The sequence below is a fragment of the Bradyrhizobium sp. HKCCYLR20261 genome, assembly GCF_051168435.1.
In the GTDB taxonomy this organism is placed as follows: domain Bacteria; phylum Pseudomonadota; class Alphaproteobacteria; order Rhizobiales; family Xanthobacteraceae; genus Bradyrhizobium.
The window spans coordinates 66,695-84,788 of record NZ_JBNPUZ010000012.1 but is presented as its reverse complement, the minus strand read 5'-3'; the positions used below and the strand labels follow the sequence as shown (position 1 = coordinate 84,788).

Annotated in this window: 15 protein-coding genes; 12 read left to right on the top strand and 3 right to left on the bottom strand. The window is 65.9% G+C overall.

Features of this window, described 5'->3' with window-relative positions; genetic code table 11:
• Positions 1-168: 168 nt before the first annotated feature.
• Together ACQR1L_RS24550 and ACQR1L_RS24545 are read right to left on the bottom strand one after the other, a co-directional pair.
• Positions 169-819 (bottom strand): glutathione S-transferase family protein, encoded by a 651-nt coding sequence (locus tag ACQR1L_RS24550; RefSeq protein WP_434860493.1) that lies wholly within the window; start codon positions 817-819, stop codon positions 169-171.
• A gap of 193 nt (positions 820-1,012) precedes the next feature.
• On the bottom strand, positions 1,013-2,245 hold the full coding sequence (locus ACQR1L_RS24545) for a glycosyltransferase family 87 protein (RefSeq protein WP_434860492.1): 1,233 nt from the start codon (positions 2,243-2,245) through the stop codon (positions 1,013-1,015).
• 205 nt (positions 2,246-2,450) lie between these two features.
• Here ACQR1L_RS24545 and ACQR1L_RS24540 point away from each other — a divergent pair, with 205 nt between their 5' ends.
• The 11 genes from ACQR1L_RS24540 to ACQR1L_RS24490 all read left to right on the top strand — a co-directional run bounded on the left by ACQR1L_RS24540 (position 2,451) and on the right by ACQR1L_RS24490 (position 14,779).
• Complete coding sequence (locus ACQR1L_RS24540; protein ID WP_434860491.1) at positions 2,451-3,653, top strand: pyridoxal phosphate-dependent aminotransferase; 1,203 nt, start codon at positions 2,451-2,453, stop codon at positions 3,651-3,653.
• A 121-nt stretch (positions 3,654-3,774) separates the two neighbouring features.
• A complete protein-coding gene (locus ACQR1L_RS24535; RefSeq protein WP_434860490.1) occupies positions 3,775-4,299 on the top strand; it encodes a DUF992 domain-containing protein in 525 nt (174 codons plus the stop codon).
• A gap of 170 nt (positions 4,300-4,469) precedes the next feature.
• Positions 4,470-4,940 (top strand): DUF992 domain-containing protein, encoded by a 471-nt coding sequence (locus ACQR1L_RS24530; protein WP_434860489.1) that lies wholly within the window; start codon positions 4,470-4,472, stop codon positions 4,938-4,940.
• Between the two features lie 199 nt (positions 4,941-5,139).
• The gene (locus ACQR1L_RS24525) at positions 5,140-7,188 is read left to right on the top strand and encodes an elongation factor G (RefSeq protein WP_434860488.1); all 2,049 of its coding nucleotides are present in this window, start codon (positions 5,140-5,142) and stop codon (positions 7,186-7,188) included.
• Between the two features lie 306 nt (positions 7,189-7,494).
• Entirely contained in the window at positions 7,495-8,520 is a 1,026-nt protein-coding gene (locus ACQR1L_RS24520) for an ATP-binding protein (RefSeq protein WP_434860487.1), read from the top strand.
• A 137-nt stretch (positions 8,521-8,657) separates the two neighbouring features.
• Positions 8,658-8,960: a helix-turn-helix domain-containing protein gene (locus tag ACQR1L_RS24515; RefSeq protein ID WP_434860486.1), complete on the top strand. Its 303-nt coding sequence runs from the start codon at positions 8,658-8,660 to the stop codon at positions 8,958-8,960.
• Positions 8,961-9,051: 91 nt separating this feature from the next.
• Entirely contained in the window at positions 9,052-10,815 is a 1,764-nt protein-coding gene (locus tag ACQR1L_RS24510; protein ID WP_434860485.1) for a SulP family inorganic anion transporter, read from the top strand.
• Positions 10,816-10,895: 80 nt separating this feature from the next.
• Entirely contained in the window at positions 10,896-11,738 is an 843-nt protein-coding gene (locus tag ACQR1L_RS24505) for a shikimate dehydrogenase (RefSeq protein WP_434860588.1), read from the top strand.
• Positions 11,739-11,842: 104 nt separating this feature from the next.
• On the top strand, positions 11,843-13,192 hold the full coding sequence (locus ACQR1L_RS24500; RefSeq protein WP_434860484.1) for a YARHG domain-containing protein: 1,350 nt from the start codon (positions 11,843-11,845) through the stop codon (positions 13,190-13,192).
• Positions 13,189-13,980 (top strand): M15 family metallopeptidase, encoded by a 792-nt coding sequence (locus ACQR1L_RS24495; RefSeq protein WP_434860483.1) that lies wholly within the window; start codon positions 13,189-13,191, stop codon positions 13,978-13,980. The genes ACQR1L_RS24500 and ACQR1L_RS24495 overlap by 4 nt, the downstream gene beginning before the upstream one ends.
• Positions 13,981-14,209: 229 nt before the next feature.
• On the top strand, positions 14,210-14,779 hold the full coding sequence (locus tag ACQR1L_RS24490) for a hypothetical protein (protein WP_434860587.1): 570 nt from the start codon (positions 14,210-14,212) through the stop codon (positions 14,777-14,779).
• Positions 14,780-15,046: 267 nt separating this feature from the next.
• Here the strand turns inward: ACQR1L_RS24490 and ACQR1L_RS24485 are convergent, their stop codons facing one another.
• Positions 15,047-16,183, bottom strand: a complete 1,137-nt coding sequence (locus tag ACQR1L_RS24485; protein WP_434860482.1) for an alpha-hydroxy acid oxidase — start codon at positions 16,181-16,183, stop codon at positions 15,047-15,049.
• A gap of 419 nt (positions 16,184-16,602) precedes the next feature.
• On the opposite strand from ACQR1L_RS24485, the gene glmM reads away from it, so the two are divergent.
• Complete coding sequence (glmM, locus tag ACQR1L_RS24480; protein ID WP_434860481.1) at positions 16,603-17,952, top strand: phosphoglucosamine mutase; 1,350 nt, start codon at positions 16,603-16,605, stop codon at positions 17,950-17,952.
• The last annotated feature ends 142 nt before the right edge of the window (positions 17,953-18,094 follow it).

Sequence of the window (18,094 nt, the reverse complement as noted above, 5' to 3'; positions counted from 1 at the left end):
TCCGCGAGCGAATCACTCGCAGAGGTAAATTCTAAGGTTACGGTGGGCAGGAATGCGGCGGTCAACGCCCAAAGGCGGCAAAAAGATGGCGCTGGCGGTATTTGTTCCCGCCAAAACGCGTATTTTCCCCGCTGTTCTACGGGCGGTCGGTAGTCTTACGGAACCTGTTCAGCCGTAGTCGGCGGCGATTCCGGCTGAATCGATCAGCGCCGGCTGCCAGTCCATCGCGACGAAGCCGGGCGACTGCTCGACGCGGCGGAGCCAGCTGCGAATCCTGGGAAAGGTCGACAGGTCGAAGTCGCAGCGATCGGCGACATGCGTGTAGCCATAGAGCGCGATGTCGGCGACCGTCAGTTGTTTCGCCGCGAAGTAGTCGTTGCTCTTGAGATGATTCTCCATGACCTGCAGCGCCGCGTAGCCGCGCTCCATCCAGTCCTCCAGCGCGTGGGTCTGCAGGTCGCGTCCGCCCTTCACCAGCAGCAGCCAGAAGTAGGCGGCGCCGATGTTCGGCTCCAGCGCATGCTGCTCGAAGAACATCCATTGCAGCGCCTCGGCGCGCTCGATGCGGGATTCCGGCACCAGCGGCGTGCCGCCGGCGACATACCAGAGGATCGCGTTGGACTCGGCGATATAACGATCCTCTCCAACTTCCAGCAGCGGCACCTGGCCGCTCGGATTCTTGGCGAGGAAGTCCGGTGTGCGGCTTTCACCACGCAGGATGTCGATCTCGATTGCCTGATAGGGTGCGTTCAGCAGCGCCAGCGCAAGGCGAACCTTGTAGCTGTTGCCCGACCGCTGCATCGAATAGAGCTTGTACATCCGGCCATTGTCGAGTTCGAGGAATCATCGTGTCGTGGAATCACACATTCGGACGCCAGATCGTCCCGCAATGCGGCCAGACAATGATGCCGATGGGCGCGGGCTGCAAGACCCGAGACATGGAAAAAGTCGAAAAGCGCTACTGCACTGCACGCGCGAGCAACAACTTTTCAAGAGAATCAAACTGTAGAGATCACGCTTGTGCGATGCGTGCGTGTGCCTCGATCTCGATGGTGCGATCGGTGAGCGCGCGGCGCAGCGTCAGCGCGAACAACGCGATCAGCACGAGCAGGCCAAGCGGGATCGTCGTCGCGCCCGCCACGCTTCGCGACAGCAGCGGGACGATCCAGGCAGAAGCGAGCACGCTGAGCTCGTAGTCGCGGAAGCCATGGGCGAGGCCGTGGCGGACGAAGAAGATGATCGCGACCGCGATCACGACGAGGTCGTAGTCCAGAACGTAGGGCGTGGCCAGCAGGCTCGCGCTGGCGAGCGCCGAGGCCTTGAGGTCGAATGCCGCCTCGCTGTGCCACAGCCAGGCGAGACCGGCTGCGAGCGACAGCGCCAGCAAGGTCTGCAGCGCATAGGCGGATTTGACATCGGCGCCCCAATGGCGCGCGGCCGAGAACACCGACTGGATTTTCTCCCAGCCGGTGCCGCCTTGCTCGAGCACGACGTTCTGCGTGAACGTCATCGATTGGAAGAAGGCATGCCAGACGTCCTGGCCGAGCGCGGCGAAGCTGATGAGGACCAGCGCGGCCACGGTCGCGGCTGCCGCCGCGATGGTGGGCCAGCGAGCGCCGGCGATCAGCGCGACGGGAATGAGGACACCGAATTGCGGCTTGTAGGCCAGCAGGCCGATCAGCACGCCGGCCACCCAGGGCCGGCCGCGTTCCATCGAAAGCAGCGCGCCGCCGAGCAGGGCTGCGGTGAAGAACGCATTCTGGCCATGACCGATGTTGACGAACACCGCGGGAAACGCGGCCGCGACCAAGAGCGTCTCGGGTCGCGGCAGGATCGCGCGCATCACGGCGAGATAGGCGATCAGGCTGGTGACGACCCACAGCGCCAGCCCGCCGGCATAGGGCAGCAGCGCGGTGATGGCAGCGATCGCGAAGAAAAACGGCGGGTAGTGCCAGCCGAAGAACGGCACGTCGCGGCCGCCGAACACGGCCTTCTCCATCGCGTGCTGCAGCGACGGGTCATAGGCATCGGGCGCCTGGCCCTGAAGGGTCAGCACGCCTGCCGCATAGACGTTGGAAAAATCGGTGCCGATCGGCTTGCCGTTGCGGTCGATCAGTCCATCGGACAGCGCGATCCAGCCGGCGATCGCCGCCATCGTGACCGCGAGCAGGATCCAGCTGTAGGATTTGATCCGCGCGGCCGTCAGCCAGTCGCCGGATCGCAGGGCGCACGCGAGTGTGGTCATTTCGGCCTGAAAAATGGGACAATCGTTGGCCCACGCTAGCCCGGCCGCTTTAACGTTCCCTAAACTCTTGGGAGCCATGTGCCCAAGCTTCTTGCGATGCGGCTCTGCGGGCCTTAAAAGCAGGCGTTTCCCTGACATGACCGGTCGTGGCCCGAAAAGGGTGATCCACGACGCGTGATCCAAGACGCCTGCATAGGAGCTGATGATGTCCTTTCTCGCCGCTGCGCTCGACCGTGTGAAGCCGTCCGCGACCATCGCGGTCACGGATAAAGCGCGCGTCCTCAAAGCGGCGGGCCGTAACGTCATCGGCCTGGGTGCCGGCGAGCCGGATTTCGATACGCCCGACAATATCAAGCAGGCCGCGATCAAGGCGATCCAGGACGGCAAGACCAAGTATACCGCGGTCGACGGCATCCCGGAGCTGAAGGAAGCCATCATCGGCAAGTTCCAGCGCGAGAACGGGCTGACCTACAAGCCGAACCAGGTGATCGTCGGCGTCGGCGGCAAGCAGGTGCTGTACAATGCGCTGATGGCGACCATCAATCCCGGCGACCAGGTGATCATCCCGGCGCCGTATTGGGTCAGCTATCCGGAGATGGTCGCGCTCGCCGGCGGCGAGCCGGTGCCGGTGGTCTGCACCGCCGCGCATGGCTTCAAGCTGCAGCCGGAGGCGCTGGAGAAGGCGATCACGCCGAAGACCAAGTGGCTGATCCTGTGCTCGCCGTCGAACCCCACGGGCGCGGCCTACACCAAGGCCGAGCTGAAGGCGCTCACCGAGGTGCTGATCAAGCATCCGCATGTCTGGATCATGACGGACGACATGTACGAGCACCTGGTCTATGACGACTTCGTGTTCACCACGCCGGCCCAGGTCGAGCCGTCGCTGTACGACCGCACGCTGACCGTGAACGGCGTCTCCAAGGCCTATTGCATGACCGGCTGGCGCATCGGCTATGCCGGCGGTCCGGCGCAGCTGATCAAGGCGATGGCGACCATCCAGTCGCAGTCGACCTCGAACCCGTGCTCGATCGCGCAATGGGCGGCGGTGGAGGCCTTGAACGGTCCGCAGACCTTCATTCCGGCGAACAACAAGGTGTTCAAGGAGCGCCGCGACCTCGTGGTGTCGATGCTGAACCAGGCCAGCGGCATCGAGTGTCCGCGCCCCGAGGGCGCGTTCTACGTCTATCCGTCCTGCGCCGGCACGATCGGCAAGACCGCGCCGTCCGGAAAGGTGATCGAGAACGACGAGGGCTTCGTGACCGAGCTGCTGGAGACCGAAGGCGTCGCGGTGGTGCACGGCTCGGCCTTCGGCCTCGGCCCGGCGTTCCGCATCTCCTACGCGACCAAGACCTCGGACCTCGAGGACGCCTGCAAGCGCATCCAGCGCTTCTGCGGCAATCTGAGGTAATCGGGCAACAGCCGCCTCGAAACACCAGAAGCCAAGTTCCAGGCCGAAAGGCGCCATGTTTTGAACATGGCGCCTTTCTTTTGTCCGGAGGTAAGTTCTGGTTGCGTAAGGTCTGAGTTCGATGCGGCTGCTTGTGCTGGCGATTCCTCTGCTTGTGTCGATTGCGCCGTTGGCGCAGGCCCACGCCAACCGGCCGATGCGGGCCGGGGTGCTCGAATGCGAAGGGCGTAAGACGGCCGGCAAGCTCGTGATGTCCCAGGCCCGCCTGCGCTGCGTGTTTCGCAGCCAGGGCCGCCAGCCGGAGCGCTATGTCGCAAAAGTCCGCCGCTACGGGCTCGACCTCGGGCTGACGGATGAGACCCGGATGGCGTGGGCGGTGAATGCGCCCGTCAATGATTTCGGCCGCAGCGAGCTGCGCGGCCGTTACGGCGGATTGTCCGCCAATGCCGCCGCGCTGGTCGGCTTCGGCGGCAGCTTCCTGGTGCGCGACACCGACCGCGCCGCGGCGCTGCAGCCGATCAGCCTGCAGGGACAGACCGGCATCAACCTCGCCGCGGGGGTCACCGAGGTCGAGCTGGTGCCGCTGCTGCCGATGCATCCGAGCCCGAGCCAGCCCTCGTCCTACTTCTCGCGCTACTACCGCTGAACACGACGACAATGCCTCGCAGCAGCGCTGCGTGAGTCGATGCCTTCAGTCGTTCAGGCAGATGAACGCGTGTGCTTCTGGTACGGCTGTAAGCCTTGTGGCATAGATGTGATCGCCCGCGATCATCGGCGGGTCAGCATCACGTCGTTCATTTCAGCCGGAGTTTATTCATGCGCTCGACCATCCTCGCCGGGCTCACCGCCGTGGGTCTCTGCCTTGCCGGCGCTGCCCATGCGCAAGATCGCGTGCGTGTCGGCGTGCTTGAATGCCGCGGCGGCGCCAGCGTCGGCTTCATTGTCGGGTCGGTGACGCATCTCGGCTGCGTGCTGCGCGCCGACGGCATTCCGGAAGACCGCTACGTCGCGACCATCCGCAAGGTCGGCCTCGATCTCGGCATTACCCAGGAATCGCTGCTGGCGTGGGTCGTCTATGCTCCGGTCGCGCGGCTCGGGCCGGGCGATCTCTCCGGCGACTATGCCGGCGCGCAGGGCTCGGCGGCGGTGGGCGTCGGCGTCGGCGGCAACGTGCTGGTCGGCGGCTCCGCCAATTCGATTGCGCTGCAGCCGCTCAGCGTGCAGGGCCAGGTCGGCCTGTCCGTCTCGGCCGGGCTGCAAAGCCTCGAATTGCGCCCTGGGCGTTAATTGGGCGTTGATTTGACGTTGATCTTCCCTTTGCCGTGAACAGCGGTCTTCCCGCAATTGTGCGGGAAGACCCGTGCGTTCTCCGCACTGCAGCGACGTTTTTCGCGCGACCCCTGCTTGCCAAAGCGGCAGACGAGGCAGAGCATTCGGCTTTGCCGACCCAATCACGGGCCGAGCTCCACAACCAGGAGGCGGCGAAATGGGACAAGACCTGAGAAGTCCCCGAGGTCCACGGTGCATCGCGCTGGTGGGCCCTTTCCAAAGCGGTAAAACCACCCTGTTGGAGGCGATCCTGGCGCGGACGGGAGCGATCCCGCGCGCCGGCAGTGTCGATGCCGGCACCGCCGTCGGCGACGCCAGCGCCGAGGCGCGTCATCACAAGATGAGCGTCGCGATGACGGCTGTGACCACGAGCTTCATGGGCGACAGCTACACCTTCCTCGACTGTCCCGGCTCGATCGAGTTCGCGCACGACATGCGCGCCGCTCTGCCGGCCGTCGATGCCGCGATCGTGGTGTGCGAGGCGGATGAGAAGAAGCTGCCGCAGTTGCAGATCATCCTGCGCGAGCTCGAGGAGCTGCGCATTCCGCGCTTCATCTTCCTCAACAAGATCGACCGCGCCAATGCGCGCATCCGCGAGACGCTCGCGACCCTGCAGCCGGCCTCGCGCGTGCCGCTGGTGCTGCGCCAGATTCCGATCTGGAACGGCGAGCTGGTCGAGGGCTTCGTTGATCTCGCGCTGGAGCGCGCCTTCATCTATCGCGAGCACAAGGCGTCCGAGGTGATCGCGCTGGAGGGCGGCAATCTCGATCGCGAGAAGGAAGCGCGCTTCTCGATGCTGGAGAAGCTCGCCGATCACGACGATGCGCTGATGGAGCAGTTGCTGGAGGACATCCCGCCGCCGCGCGATGCCGTGTTCGACGACCTCGCACGTGAATTGCGCGACGGGCTGATCTGCCCGGTGCTGCTCGGCTCGGCCTTGCGCGAGAACGGTGTGCTCCGGCTGATGAAGGCGCTGCGCCACGAGGCGCCCGGCGTGGCCGACACGGCGAAGCGGCTCGGGGTCAAGGAGACCAAGGAGGCGCTCGGCTACGTCTTCAAGACGCTGCATCTGCAGCATGGCGGCAAGCTCTCGTTGACGCGCGTGTTGTCCGGCCATCTCGACGACGGCGCCACGCTGCACGCGGCCGCGGGCGAGGCGGCGCGCGTCTCCGGCATTCTCGCCGCGACCGGTGCTTACGACAGCAAGCGCGCGTCGGCCGAGGCCGGCGACACGATCGCGCTCGGCAAGCTCGACACGGTGAGGACGGGCGACACCATCGCCACCGGCAAGACCGCGCCGCAGGCGCTGGTGAAGGTCGATCCGTGCCCGCCCGTCCTGGCGCTCTCGATCGCCGCCGTCGACCGCAAGGACGACGTCAAGCTCGGCCAGGCCCTGCAGCGGCTGCACGAGGAGGATCCGTCGCTGACCATGGTGCAGAATCCGCGCACCCACGACACGGTGCTGTGGGGGCAGGGCGAGATGCATCTGCGCGTGGCGCTGGAGCGACTGCGCGACCGCTTCGGCGTCAATGTGAAATCGCATGCGCCTGGGATCGGCTATCAGGAAACCATCCGCAAGCCGATCACCCAGCGCGGCCGCCACAAGAAGCAGTCGGGCGGCCACGGCCAGTTCGGCGATGTCGTGCTCGACATCAAGCCGCTGCCCCGCGGCGAGGGTTTTCAGTTCACCGAGAAGGTGGTCGGCGGCGCGGTGCCGCGCAACTACATCCCGGCGGTGGAGGAGGGCGTCGTCGATGCATTGACGCGCGGCCCGCTCGGTTTCCCCGTGATCGACCTCGCGGTGACGCTGACGGACGGCTCCTATCACAGCGTCGACTCGTCCGATCTCGCGTTCCGGACCGCGGCGCGGGTCGGGGTCGGCGAGGCGCTGCCGCAGTGCCAGCCGGTTCTGCTGGAGCCGATCCACACCGTCGAGATCGTCTGTCCGACCGAGGCGACGGCCAAGATCAACGCCATCCTGTCGGCGCGGCGCGGCCAGATCCTGTCGTTCGACACCCGCGACGGCTGGCCCGGCTGGGACTGCGTCCGCGCGATGATGCCGGAGGCGGAGATCGGCGACCTGATCGTCGAGCTGCGCTCCGCCACCGCCGGGGCCGGCAGTTTCACCCGGACCTTCGATCATATGGCCGAGGTCACCGGCCGCGCTGCGGACCACATCATCGCCTCGCATCGCGACGCGGCGTAGCGACGTCATCCATGAGACGTCATCCATGACACGCGGCCGGGCTTTCATGGCCCGGCCTGCCGTTGCAGCCACGGACGCGCTCTCCGGACCGGCCGCGTGCGTCGCCCTGCATTGCGGCGCAATGTGCACTTGTGCACCTACCGAGTTCCCGGCATGGTGCTATGATAACGCCATCCGACGTTCGGACCTGATATGCCGTCATTGGCCAAGCGATGATCCTCGGCTGCCGCCCGCGCCCTTCGGCCCGTTCGAGCCGGACGGGGCGATGGCGGGCTTGAGAGTTTCTCCGTACCCAGCCCGTTTGCCGTGATCCAGAAACTCTCGTCCGCCCCTTTTTATCTGCGCGCCTCCCAGGCCACCGAACGATTCCGTCAGCATGCCCTGCTGGGCTACGCGATCGCCATAGGCGCTGCGATCGCAGCCTTCGCGCTGCGCCTCGCTTTGGTCGATACGCTGCCGGACGGCTTTCCCTATCTGACGTTCTTTCCGGCCGTCATTCTCACGACCTTCTTCTGCGGTGTCGGGCCCGGCACGGTGTGCGCGGCGCTCTGCGGCGCGCTGGCGTGGACCTTCTTCATGCCGGCGTCGGGCTATCAGAATGCGTTCGCGCTTGGCTTCTACGCGCTCATTGTTGCGGTCGACATCACGCTGATCCATCTGATGCACGAGGCGGCGCGGCATCTGCGCCAGGAGCGCGCCGTGTCCGAGCGGCTCTACGAAAACCAGCGTGTTCTGTTCCAGGAGTTGCAGCACCGCGTCGCCAACAACATCCAGTTCATTGCCGGGCTGTTGATGATGCAGAAGCGGCAGGCCGCCGCCGATCCGTCCCGCGCCGGCGCCATCCTCAGCGAGGCCCAGTCGAGGCTCGAGACGATCTCGCGCGTCCACCGCATGCTGCACGATCCCGGCCGGATGGATCTCGACATCGGTCCCTATCTGCAGACCATCTGCAACGACGTGCTGGCGTCGAGCGGAGCGCGCGACGTTGCCTGCGTCGTCGATTTCGCGCCGGCGCAGCTCGATCTGACACGCCTGACCGCGCTGTCGCTGCTGGTCGTCGAACTCGTGACCAACGCGCTGAAGCATGCCTTTGGAGCGGACGAGGCCGGCACGATCACGGTGAGCCTCAAGCCGCTCGATGACGCGCGTTATGTCCTCACGATCGCCGATGACGGCAAGGGCCTTGCTCCTGGCATCGATCCGAGCAAGGGCGACAGCCTGGGCCTGCGGATCTGCGAGGGCCTCGCCGCGCAACTGCACGGCAAGCTCACCACCAGCAGCGACCGCGGCACGACGGTTCGGCTCGAATTTCCCAAACAGGTTCCGGCCTGACGCCGGACTCAATCCCGCGCCCGCAGGCAGCCCTGGCGGCCGCTGTCGCAACGCTTGCCATTGACTTCAGATGATGTATTTTACATCATTGTCTTTGTCTCAGACATCACTTATGGTGTGTGCTACGTGAGGCCATCGTGATCACGTCGTTCCAGATGCGGGCAGCCCGCGCGCTGCTCGGAATTGATCAGAAAACCTTGGCCGAGCTGGCCGGCGTGTCGTTGCCGACGATCCAGCGGATGGAAGCCTCCACGGGCAACGTCCGCGGTGTGGTGGACTCGCTGACCAAGGTCGTCGATGCGCTCAATCGTGCGGGCGTGGATCTGATCGGCGAGCATGCCCGCAGCGAGGATGGCGGGCGTGGCGTTCGCCTGAAGGACCCCGGGCCGCCCAACCGCGTGGGCCGTCAAACTGAGACTACGCGCGATGGCGCGAGCTAGCTTCATCGCGCGGCACGGGGCTGCTGAACGCTCCGTGTGAGACGTGTCCCGGCGGCGGGAGCCCCGGTGATGCGACGGGAGCGTGATGGGCATGAGCATCGCAAGCGAGCACGGCACGCGGGGGCGGGTCGGACAGCATGAGCCGACTTTCGCCGAGCTGTATTCCCCGAAACTTCTGACGGTCCTGCGCGAAGGCTACGGCCTCGCCGATTTCCGCGCCGACGCGCTTTCAGGTCTGACGGTTGCGATCGTCGCGCTGCCGCTGTCGATGGCGATCGCCATCGCTTCCGGCGTGTCGCCCGGTCGCGGCCTCTACACCGCCGTGGTCGGCGGTTTCCTTGTCTCCCTGCTCGGCGGCAGCCGCTTCCAGATCGGCGGCCCGGCCGGCGCCTTCATCGTGCTGGTCGCTTCCACAGTCGACCGGCAGGGCCTCGACGGGCTGCTGCTGGCCACGATGATGTCCGGCGTGATGCTGGTGATCGCCGGCTATCTGCGGCTCGGCACCTACATCAAGTTCATTCCCTATCCGGTCACGGTGGGCTTCACCGCCGGCATCGCCGTCATCATCTTCGCGAGCCAGCTCAAGGATCTGTTCGGCATTACGCTGGCGGCCAAGGAGCCCGGCGAACTGATTCCCAAGCTGGTCGCGCTCGCGCATGGCGCGCCGACGGCGAACATGGCCGCGGTCGCGCTGGCCGCGCTGTCGATCGTGATCATCGTCGGGCTCAAGCGCCTGCGGCCGACCTGGCCCGGCATCCTCATCGCGGTCGTGGTTGCGGCAGCCTTCACTTATGCGCTGCAGCTGCCGGTCGAGACCATCGGCACCAAGTTCGGCGGCATTCCGCGCGAGCTGCCGGCGCCCTCGCTGCCGCCGTTCTCGCTGGCCAAGATCCAGGCGGTGTTTCCCGACGCCATTGCCTTCGCGCTGCTCGGGGCGATCGAATCGCTGCTCTCGGCGGTGGTCGCCGACGGCATGACCGGCCGCCGCCATCGCTCGAATTGCGAGCTGGTGGCCCAGGGCTTCGCCAATGTCGGCTCGGCGCTGTTCGGCGGCATCTGCGTTACCGGCACCATCGCCCGTACCGCCACCAACGTCCGCGCCGGCGCGCGCGGGCCTGTGTCGGGCATGCTGCATTCGGTGTTCCTGCTGGTGTTCATGCTGATCGCAGCCCCGCTGGCGAGCTTTATCCCGCTCTCGGCGCTGGCCGCCGTGCTCGTCGTCGTCGCCTGGAACATGGCCGAGAAGCACGAATTCGCCACCCTGGTCCGCTCGTCCTGGGGCGACGCCACGGTGCTGCTCGCGACCTTCGGGCTCACGATCTTCCGCGACCTCACCGAGGGCATCCTGGTCGGCTTCGCGCTCGGCGCGGTGCTGTTCATCAACCGCATGGCGCAGATGACCGGCGTCGAGGACGGCTCGCCGCTCGTGGCCGAGGACCGCGCCGACTTCGAGGACGGCGCGCGGGTGCCGTACAATTCCAAGCTCAGCGCCGATAAGGACGTGCTGGTCTATCGCATCACCGGCGCGTTCTTCTTCGGCGCCGCCTCGACCGTCGGCACCGTGCTCGATTCCATCGCCGACCGCCGCAAGGCCTTCGTGGTCGATTTCGCCGCCGTGCCCTTCCTGGATTCGACCGCGGCCAACGCGATGAGCCGGGTCGCGGCGAAGGCGAAGCGCCAGGGCATCCGCCTGTTCATCACGGGCGCTTCGCCCACGGTGCGCCGGGCTTTGCTGACCCATGGTGTGCGGCCGCCGCTGGTGCGCTATCGCGAGACGATCGAGCGCGCGGTGGCCGACATCAAGGGCAAGGAGACACCGCGCGAGGAGATCGCCGACGGGCTGGCGGCGAGCTGATCCGCCCGGCCTTGGCGGGCCGTAGTGCTTGCCGGGGCGAGAGCATTGACTCCAAGCGGGGCTTGTCCGATGTCACGGCCATGACCCGTGTTGCCAAACCCCCCGCCGCGTGCCTGATCGGCTGGCCTGCCGCGCATTCGCGCTCGCCGCTGATCCATCACCATTGGCTGCACGAACTCGGCATCTCCGGCGGCTACACCATCGAGGCGGTCCCCCCGGAAGAGCTGGCCGATTTCGTCGCCCATCTCCACAGCCGGGGCTTCGTCGGCGCCAACGTCACTATTCCGCACAAGGAGCGGGTGCTCGAACTGACCGAGCCGGACGCGCGGGCCCGAGCGGTCGGCGCCGCCAACACCCTGTGGTACGAGAACGGAATTCTGCGCGCGACCAACACAGACGTCGAAGGCTTCATCGGCAACCTCGATGCGTCCGCCCCGGGCTGGGACCGCACCGACGAGGCCGTCGTGCTGGGCTCCGGCGGCTCGGCGCGCGCCGTCGTGTTCGGCCTGCTCGAGCGTGGCATCGGCCGCATCCATGTCATCAACCGCACCGCGTCGCGTGCGCAGGCACTGGCCGATCAGTTCGGTGATCGCGTCGTGGCCGAGGGCTGGGATCGCGTCGATACGCTGCTGCCGCGGGCGGGCCTGTTCGTGAACACCACCTCGCTCGGCATGCACGGCCAGCCGCCGCTCATGCTCGAGGTCGATCTTCTCCCGCAGCAAGCCGTCGTCGCCGACATCGTCTATGTGCCGCTGCAGACGCCGCTGCTCGGCGTCGCGCGGGCGCGGGGGCTGCGCACGGCGGACGGGCTCGGCATGCTCCTGCATCAGGCCGTCCGCGGTTTCGAACTGTGGTTTGGTCGACGCCCTCAGGTCACGCCCGAGTTGCGCGCGCTGGTCGAGGCCGATCTCCGGAGCAGATAGCAGCAATGCTGTTGTCGCCATCCTGTCCGCGATATGGCCGCAATGGCGCGGTCGATATCGCCGGCCGGGCGCGGTAGAACATCGTCCGGATTTGAGGACGGACGATGCGACGATCGGTTTTTGGTATTTTGGTCTTCCTGGTGCTCGGCATCCTGCCGGGCCGGGCGGCGACGCAGGTCGCTCTCGTGGTCGGCAACTCCGACTATCAGAGCGTCGGCAAGCTTGCCAATCCGGCCAATGACGCGCGGCTGGTGGCCGAAACGTTTCAGCGTCTCGGTTTCACGTTGATCGGCGGCGCCGCGCAGCTCGATCTCGACAAGGCGCGGTTCGATCTGGTCATCCAGACCTTCAGCAAGCAGCTCATGGGCGCCGATGTGGCCGTGTTCTACTACGCGGGCCATGGCATTCAGGTGCGCGGCACCAACTATCTCGTTCCGATCAGCGCCAACCCGGCCCGCGAGGCCGATGTCGATTTCATGATGGTCGATGTCGGGCTCGTGCTGCGCCAGATGGAAGCGGCCGGGACCAAGCTGAACATTGTCATCCTGGACGCCTGCCGCAACAATCCATTCGGCGGACGGGGCTTGAGAGCGAGCGATGGCGGCCTCGCGCAGATCCGCGCGCCTGAGGGGACGATTCTCTCCTATGCGACGCAGCCCGGCAATGTCGCGCTGGACGGCGATGATGGGCACAGTCCCTATACGCGCGCGCTGGTCGACGCCGTGCAGCGGCCGGGACTGGACGTGCTCCAGGCCTTCAACCAGGTCGGTCTCACAGTGAAGAAGGCCACCGCCAGCGCGCAGCAGCCCTGGGTCGCCTCGTCGCCGATCGACGGCACGTTCTACTTCGCGGGGCCGGGGACCGGGCAGCCGTCGGCTCCCGTCGTCGCGGCCGTTCCGCCGCCATCCGGGCCGGCGCCCGCTCTGGCAAGTGCGTCGCGATCGCCCGATTTTGTGTTTGCCGACTCCGACCAGCGTCTGCTGTCGGCGGCCGACCTGCAGGGACGGACGAAGGACGAGCTTCGCATCGCCCGCAACGAGATCTTCGCCCGCCGCGGCCGCTATTTCTCCTCGCCCGAGCTCACGACCTATTTCAGCAAGTTCGCCTGGTACGTGCCGCGCACCTGGGATCCGGTCCTGAACCCGGTCGAATCGGCCAATGTCGATTTTCTCGATCGCGCCGAGAATGGCGGAGCGCAGCCGAGCGGATTCATCTTCGCCGATTCCGATCGTCGCCTGTTGACGCCAGGCGAGCTGGCGCGGCTGTCCAAGGCGGAGCTGCGGCTCGCCAGGAACGAGATCTTTGCGCGGCGCGGACGCTTCTTCGATGCGCCTGATCTCAAGGCGTATTTCGGCCGGTTCGCCTGGTATGCCCCTTCGACCTGGAACCCGGTCCTGAGCGGCGTCGAGGAAGCCAACGTCAAGCTGATCGACCAGATGAGCAAGCGGCCGTGACCCGTCGCGCCCTCCGCTGGCTGACACGGATCTGCATCGGTCTGCCCTTGCTGTCGGCCTCGGCCGTCCGATCGGAGACGGCGGCCGAGCTGCTCGATCGCCTCGTGCAGGCCTATCCGCGCGCGCTGGCCGGACATGATGATGAGGCGATCATCTGGCGCGACGGCACGCGCATGCCGGTGGGCAAACTCGATCCGCAACGGCCCTTCGCCGACAAACTGCGCAATGCGACCATTCTCGATCAGCTCAGCCTGTCCTATCCGTCGGGAGCGCCGTCCCCGCCCGCGGTCAATGCCGATCCCGGACGCTTTCGCAACGAGGCCTTCTTCAAGAAGATGTATGGCGACTGCACCGCTGATGGTGTGAACCGGCATCTGGTGACCATCACCTGGCTGCCGAAGAGCTGGGGCAGGACGGTCCGCGTGACCAGCGTCAACGGCGTGGCCGAACGGTTGAAGCAGATCTCCGCCGAGATCGATGAGCTCGACCCGAAGATCAGGCGCGCCGCCTTTCCGATCGCCGGCGTGCTGTCCTGCCGGCCTGTCGCCGACACCGGCCGGATGAGCATGCACGGCTACGCGGCGGCGATCGATCTGAACCTGGATTACTCCGACTACTGGCTCTGGAACGCGAAGAAATCGGCGTCCATTCCTTACAAGAACCGCCTTCCGCAAGAGATCGTCGAGATCTTCGAGCGGCACGGCTTCATCTGGGGCGGCCGCTGGTATCACTACGACACGATGCATTTCGAGTATCGGCCGGAGTTGCTGTCCGTCGGGTCGCGTTGATGTGCCCCCGGCAAGGTCATCCGCCGGATTTTTCCGGGAGCATCAGGACACGCGTTCTCACAATGGCTTGAGAATGGAATAAGGGCCGCCATGTGGCGTCTCAATCCACGTAGTCTCGCCGGACCGCTTGCGGACCTTATCGAGAGCCCAAGCCAGCAAATTCGGAGCCTCCTGCATGTCATCCCGTTTCACCCTGATCCGTCCTGTCGTCGCGCTCGTCATGGTTGCAATGACATCGACGTTCGCCATGTGTCAGCAGGCTCCCGTGCCGACGCGTTTGCGCGGAGCCATCGAGAGCGTCGATGCCGACGTGATGACGGTGAAGGCCCGCAGCGGAGAAATCTTCAAGCTTCGCATGGCCGGCGACCTCAAGGTGTCCGGCGTCGTCAAGGCGGAGCTCTCCGACATCAAGCCGGGATCGTTCATCGGCGCCACCACGGTGCCCGGTCCGGACGGCGCGCCCAAGGCGGTCGAGATCCACATCTTCCCCGAGGAGATGCGCGGCACCGGCGAGGGCTCGCGTCCGTGGGATCTGAAGCCGAACTCGAGCATGACCAACGCCACCGTCGCTGACAGCTCGGTCTCGACCGATGGCCATACGCTGCTGGTCAAATACAAGGGCGGCGAGAAGCGCGTCGACATCACGCCGGATACGCCGATCGTCACCTTCGTGCCCGGGGACAAATCCGAGCTGAAGGCCGGCGCGAAGGTGATGGCCACCGTGAAGCAGTTGCCGGACGGCTCGCTCGAAACCAGCCGCGTCAGCGTCGGCCGCGATGGGCTGACGCCGCCGATGTAGCTTTGCCCTAAGTCGTCGCGCTCAGGCGTGCCTTCACAAATGGTGTCGTCCCGGCGAACGCCGGGACCCATACCCCCAGGGAGTGGTTTGAGGCAGGCTGGCGATTGGCTTCTTGCCCAACACGACGGCTGCGGAGTATGGGTCCCGGATCGGCGCCGCGACGCGCTGACGCGCGTCACGGCTTGTCCGGGACGACAGCCTTGATGTGGTGCAGTCCGGATCACATAAGCTGATTAGTCCGAACCTTGCTCGCCGACTATTCCCGAACTAATCCGCCAGCACCTTGCGGTCGATCTCCGCGACCGTGTTGACGCCGCAGAGACCCATCGTGGTCAGCAGCTCGTTGCGGATGATGTCGATCGCCTTGGCGACGCCGAGCTGCCCGCCGGCGCCGAGGCCGTGGGCATAGGCGCGGCCGATCATGCAGGACTTGGCGCCGAGCGCGAGCGCGCGCATGACGTCCTGGCCGGAGCGGATGCCGCCGTCGAACATGATCTCGATCTTGTCGCCGACAGCTTCCGCAATGCCCGGCAGCACATGGATCGACGATGGCGCGCCGTCGAGCTGGCGGCCGCCATGGTTCGACACCACCAGCGCCTGCGCGCCGGTCTCGGCGGCAAGCTTTGCGTCCTCGATGTCATGGATGCCCTTGATGATCAGCTTGCCCGGCCAGATCGAGCGGATCCAGTCGACGTCCTTCCAGTTCAGCGAGGTGTCGAACTGCGCGGCGGTCCAGGCCGAGAGCTTGGTGAGATCCTCGGTGTTCTTCACGTGGCCTGCGATGTTGCCGAAGGTGCGGCGCTTGCCCTGCAGAACGCCCTGCACCCAGGCCGGCTTGGTGGCGAAGTCGAACAGTTTCGATAGCGACCATTCCGGCGGCACGCTCATGCCGTTCTTGATGTCCTGGTGGCGCTGGCCGATCACCTGAAGGTCGACGGTCAGGCACAGCGCGGTGCACTTGGCGGCGATGGCGCGCTCGACCAGGGCCTTGATGAAGCCGCGGTCCTTCATGACGTAGAGCTGGAACCAGAACGGCTTCTCGACGCTGCCGGCGATGTCCTCGATCGAGCAGATCGACATCGTGCTCTGGGTGAAGGGAATGCCGGCGGCCTGCGCCGCGCGGCAGGCATGGATCTCGCCGTCGCCATGCTGCATGCCGAGGAGGCCCACTGGCGCCAGGATCAGCGGCATCGACGAGGGCTCGCCGAGGATGGTGGTGGAGAGGTCGCGCTTGGAGACGTCGACCAGGATGCGCTGGCGGAACTTGATCTTCTGCAGATCGTCGCGGTTGGCGCGCAAGGTCTCTTCGGCGTAGGAGCCGCGGTCGGCATAGTCGAAGAAGGCTTTGGGAACGCGTCGCTTGTGGAGCAGGCGCAGGTCTTCAATGCAGGTGACGTGTTTCATCGCAGGCTTCGGCTCCCCACCGACGGTCTCTTCTTGGGCTGCCTGTCCTCTAGCATCTTTGCGGCGGCTGCCAAATCGGACATCGGCCGCCCCGGGCCGGCGTCGAGCCGCCGCTCGCCGCGCTTGATCTCGGACGTTGCGGTCAGAAGGGGATGAGCTCTGATGACGGCCCCTTTTTTCCCGCTCAGAGTATGCGGCGGTGCGTCATGCCCGCTTTGCGGGTGGTCTGATCGTCTGCCAAAAAATTAGTGTTAACAATGTCTTACGGGTGCGGCGGTGGTTTTGTGGTAATGATTCATCACATTTTTTGAAGCCACCTTAGCTTTAAGGCGACTATAACCCGCGGGCTGACCGGATGGGTTCGGATTGTGATTCGCACCCGCCGGCAACGAAGTCGAGATGCTGTCGCTGGGGGTCATATGAGCCGTAACTATTTCGGGACCGATGGGATTCGTGGCCGTGCCAACGGCCTGATCACGCCGGAACTCGCGCTCAAGGTGGGGCAGGCCGCAGGCCTTCTGTTCCAGCGCGGCGAGCATCGCCATCGCGTGGTGATCGGCAAGGATACGCGTCTCTCCGGCTACATGATCGAATACGCGATGGTTGCGGGCTTCACCTCGGTCGGTATGGACGTGCTGCTGGTCGGCCCGATGCCGACGCCGGCGGTCGCGATGCTGACCAAGTCGATGCGCGCCGATCTCGGCGTCATGATCTCGGCCTCGCACAATCTGTTCGAGGACAACGGCATCAAGCTGTTCGGGCCCCAGGGCTTCAAGCTGTCCGACGACGTCGAGAAGCAGATCGAGCAGTTGCTCGATGAATCGCTCGACAAGAAGCTGGCGCAGAGCGCGAGCCTCGGCCGCGCCCGCCGCATCGACGGCGTGCATGACCGCTACATCGAATTCGCCAAGCGCACGCTGCCGCGCGACCTTTCGCTCGACGGCCTGCGCGTCGTGATCGATTGCGCCAATGGCGCGGCCTACAAGGTCGTGCCCGAAGCGCTGTGGGAGCTCGGCGCCGACGTGATTTCGATCGGCGTGGAGCCGGATGGCTTCAACATCAACAAGGAATGCGGCTCGACCTCGCCGGAGGCGCTTTGCCGCAAGGTTCGCGAGATGCGCGCCGACATCGGCATCGCGCTCGACGGCGATGCCGACCGCGTCATCCTGGTCGACGAGCGCGGCCACATCGTCGACGGCGACCAGCTGCTCGCCGTGATCGCGCAGAGCTGGAAGGAGGACGGCCGGCTGGCGCGCCCGGGCATCGTCGCGACCGTGATGTCCAATCTCGGCCTCGAGCGCTTCCTGCAGGGGCAGGGCATGGAGCTGGTGCGCACGCCGGTCGGCGACCGCTACGTGCTCGAGCGCATGCTGGCCGACGGCTACAATCTCGGCGGCGAGCAGTCGGGCCACATCATCCTGTCGGACTACGCGACGACGGGCGACGGCTTCGTCGCGGCGCTGCAGGTGCTGGCGACGGTGCAGCGGCTGCGCCGCCCGGTCTCCGAGGTCTGCCACAAGTTCGATCCGCTGCCGCAGATCCTCAAGAATGTCCGCTATCGCAGCGGCAAGCCGCTCGACGCCGATGCGGTGAAGTCGGCGATCGATACCGGCGAGAGGCGTCTGAACGGGCATGGCCGGCTGCTGGTGCGCTCCTCCGGCACGGAGCCTGTCATTCGCGTGATGGGCGAGGGCGACGATCGCAACCTGGTCGAGGAAGTCGTCGACGAGATCGTCGCGGCGGTCGGCAACGCGGCTGCTGCGGCCTGATCATCGACTGATCAATTCATCAGCAAGGCCTGTCATCTTTCGATGGCAGGCCTTTTGTTTGTTGGTTCGCCGGTCACGTCGAGCAAGCGGCTCTCTGCGCTCGGTTGAGGCAACCTGCGTCGGCGCGGCCGGTGCAACCTCT

Excerpts from the sequence above, each read along its gene's own strand:
- ACQR1L_RS24535 (WP_434860490.1), top strand. The coding sequence starts at position 3,775 with ATGCGGCTGCTTGTGCTGGCGATTCCTCTGCTTGTGTCGATTGCGCCG.
- ACQR1L_RS24485 (WP_434860482.1), bottom strand. The coding sequence starts at position 16,183 with ATGAAACACGTCACCTGCATTGAAGACCTGCGCCTGCTCCACAAGCGA.
- ACQR1L_RS24500 (WP_434860484.1), top strand. The coding sequence starts at position 11,843 with ATGCGACGATCGGTTTTTGGTATTTTGGTCTTCCTGGTGCTCGGCATC.
- ACQR1L_RS24550 (WP_434860493.1), bottom strand. The coding sequence starts at position 819 with ATGTACAAGCTCTATTCGATGCAGCGGTCGGGCAACAGCTACAAGGTT.
- ACQR1L_RS24525 (WP_434860488.1), top strand. The coding sequence starts at position 5,140 with ATGGGACAAGACCTGAGAAGTCCCCGAGGTCCACGGTGCATCGCGCTG.
- ACQR1L_RS24540 (WP_434860491.1), top strand. The coding sequence starts at position 2,451 with ATGTCCTTTCTCGCCGCTGCGCTCGACCGTGTGAAGCCGTCCGCGACC.
- ACQR1L_RS24505 (WP_434860588.1), top strand. The coding sequence starts at position 10,896 with ATGACCCGTGTTGCCAAACCCCCCGCCGCGTGCCTGATCGGCTGGCCT.
- ACQR1L_RS24545 (WP_434860492.1), bottom strand. The coding sequence starts at position 2,245 with ATGACCACACTCGCGTGCGCCCTGCGATCCGGCGACTGGCTGACGGCC.
- ACQR1L_RS24510 (WP_434860485.1), top strand. The coding sequence starts at position 9,052 with ATGAGCATCGCAAGCGAGCACGGCACGCGGGGGCGGGTCGGACAGCAT.
- glmM (WP_434860481.1), top strand. The coding sequence starts at position 16,603 with ATGAGCCGTAACTATTTCGGGACCGATGGGATTCGTGGCCGTGCCAAC.
- ACQR1L_RS24530 (WP_434860489.1), top strand. The coding sequence starts at position 4,470 with ATGCGCTCGACCATCCTCGCCGGGCTCACCGCCGTGGGTCTCTGCCTT.
- ACQR1L_RS24490 (WP_434860587.1), top strand. The coding sequence starts at position 14,210 with ATGACATCGACGTTCGCCATGTGTCAGCAGGCTCCCGTGCCGACGCGT.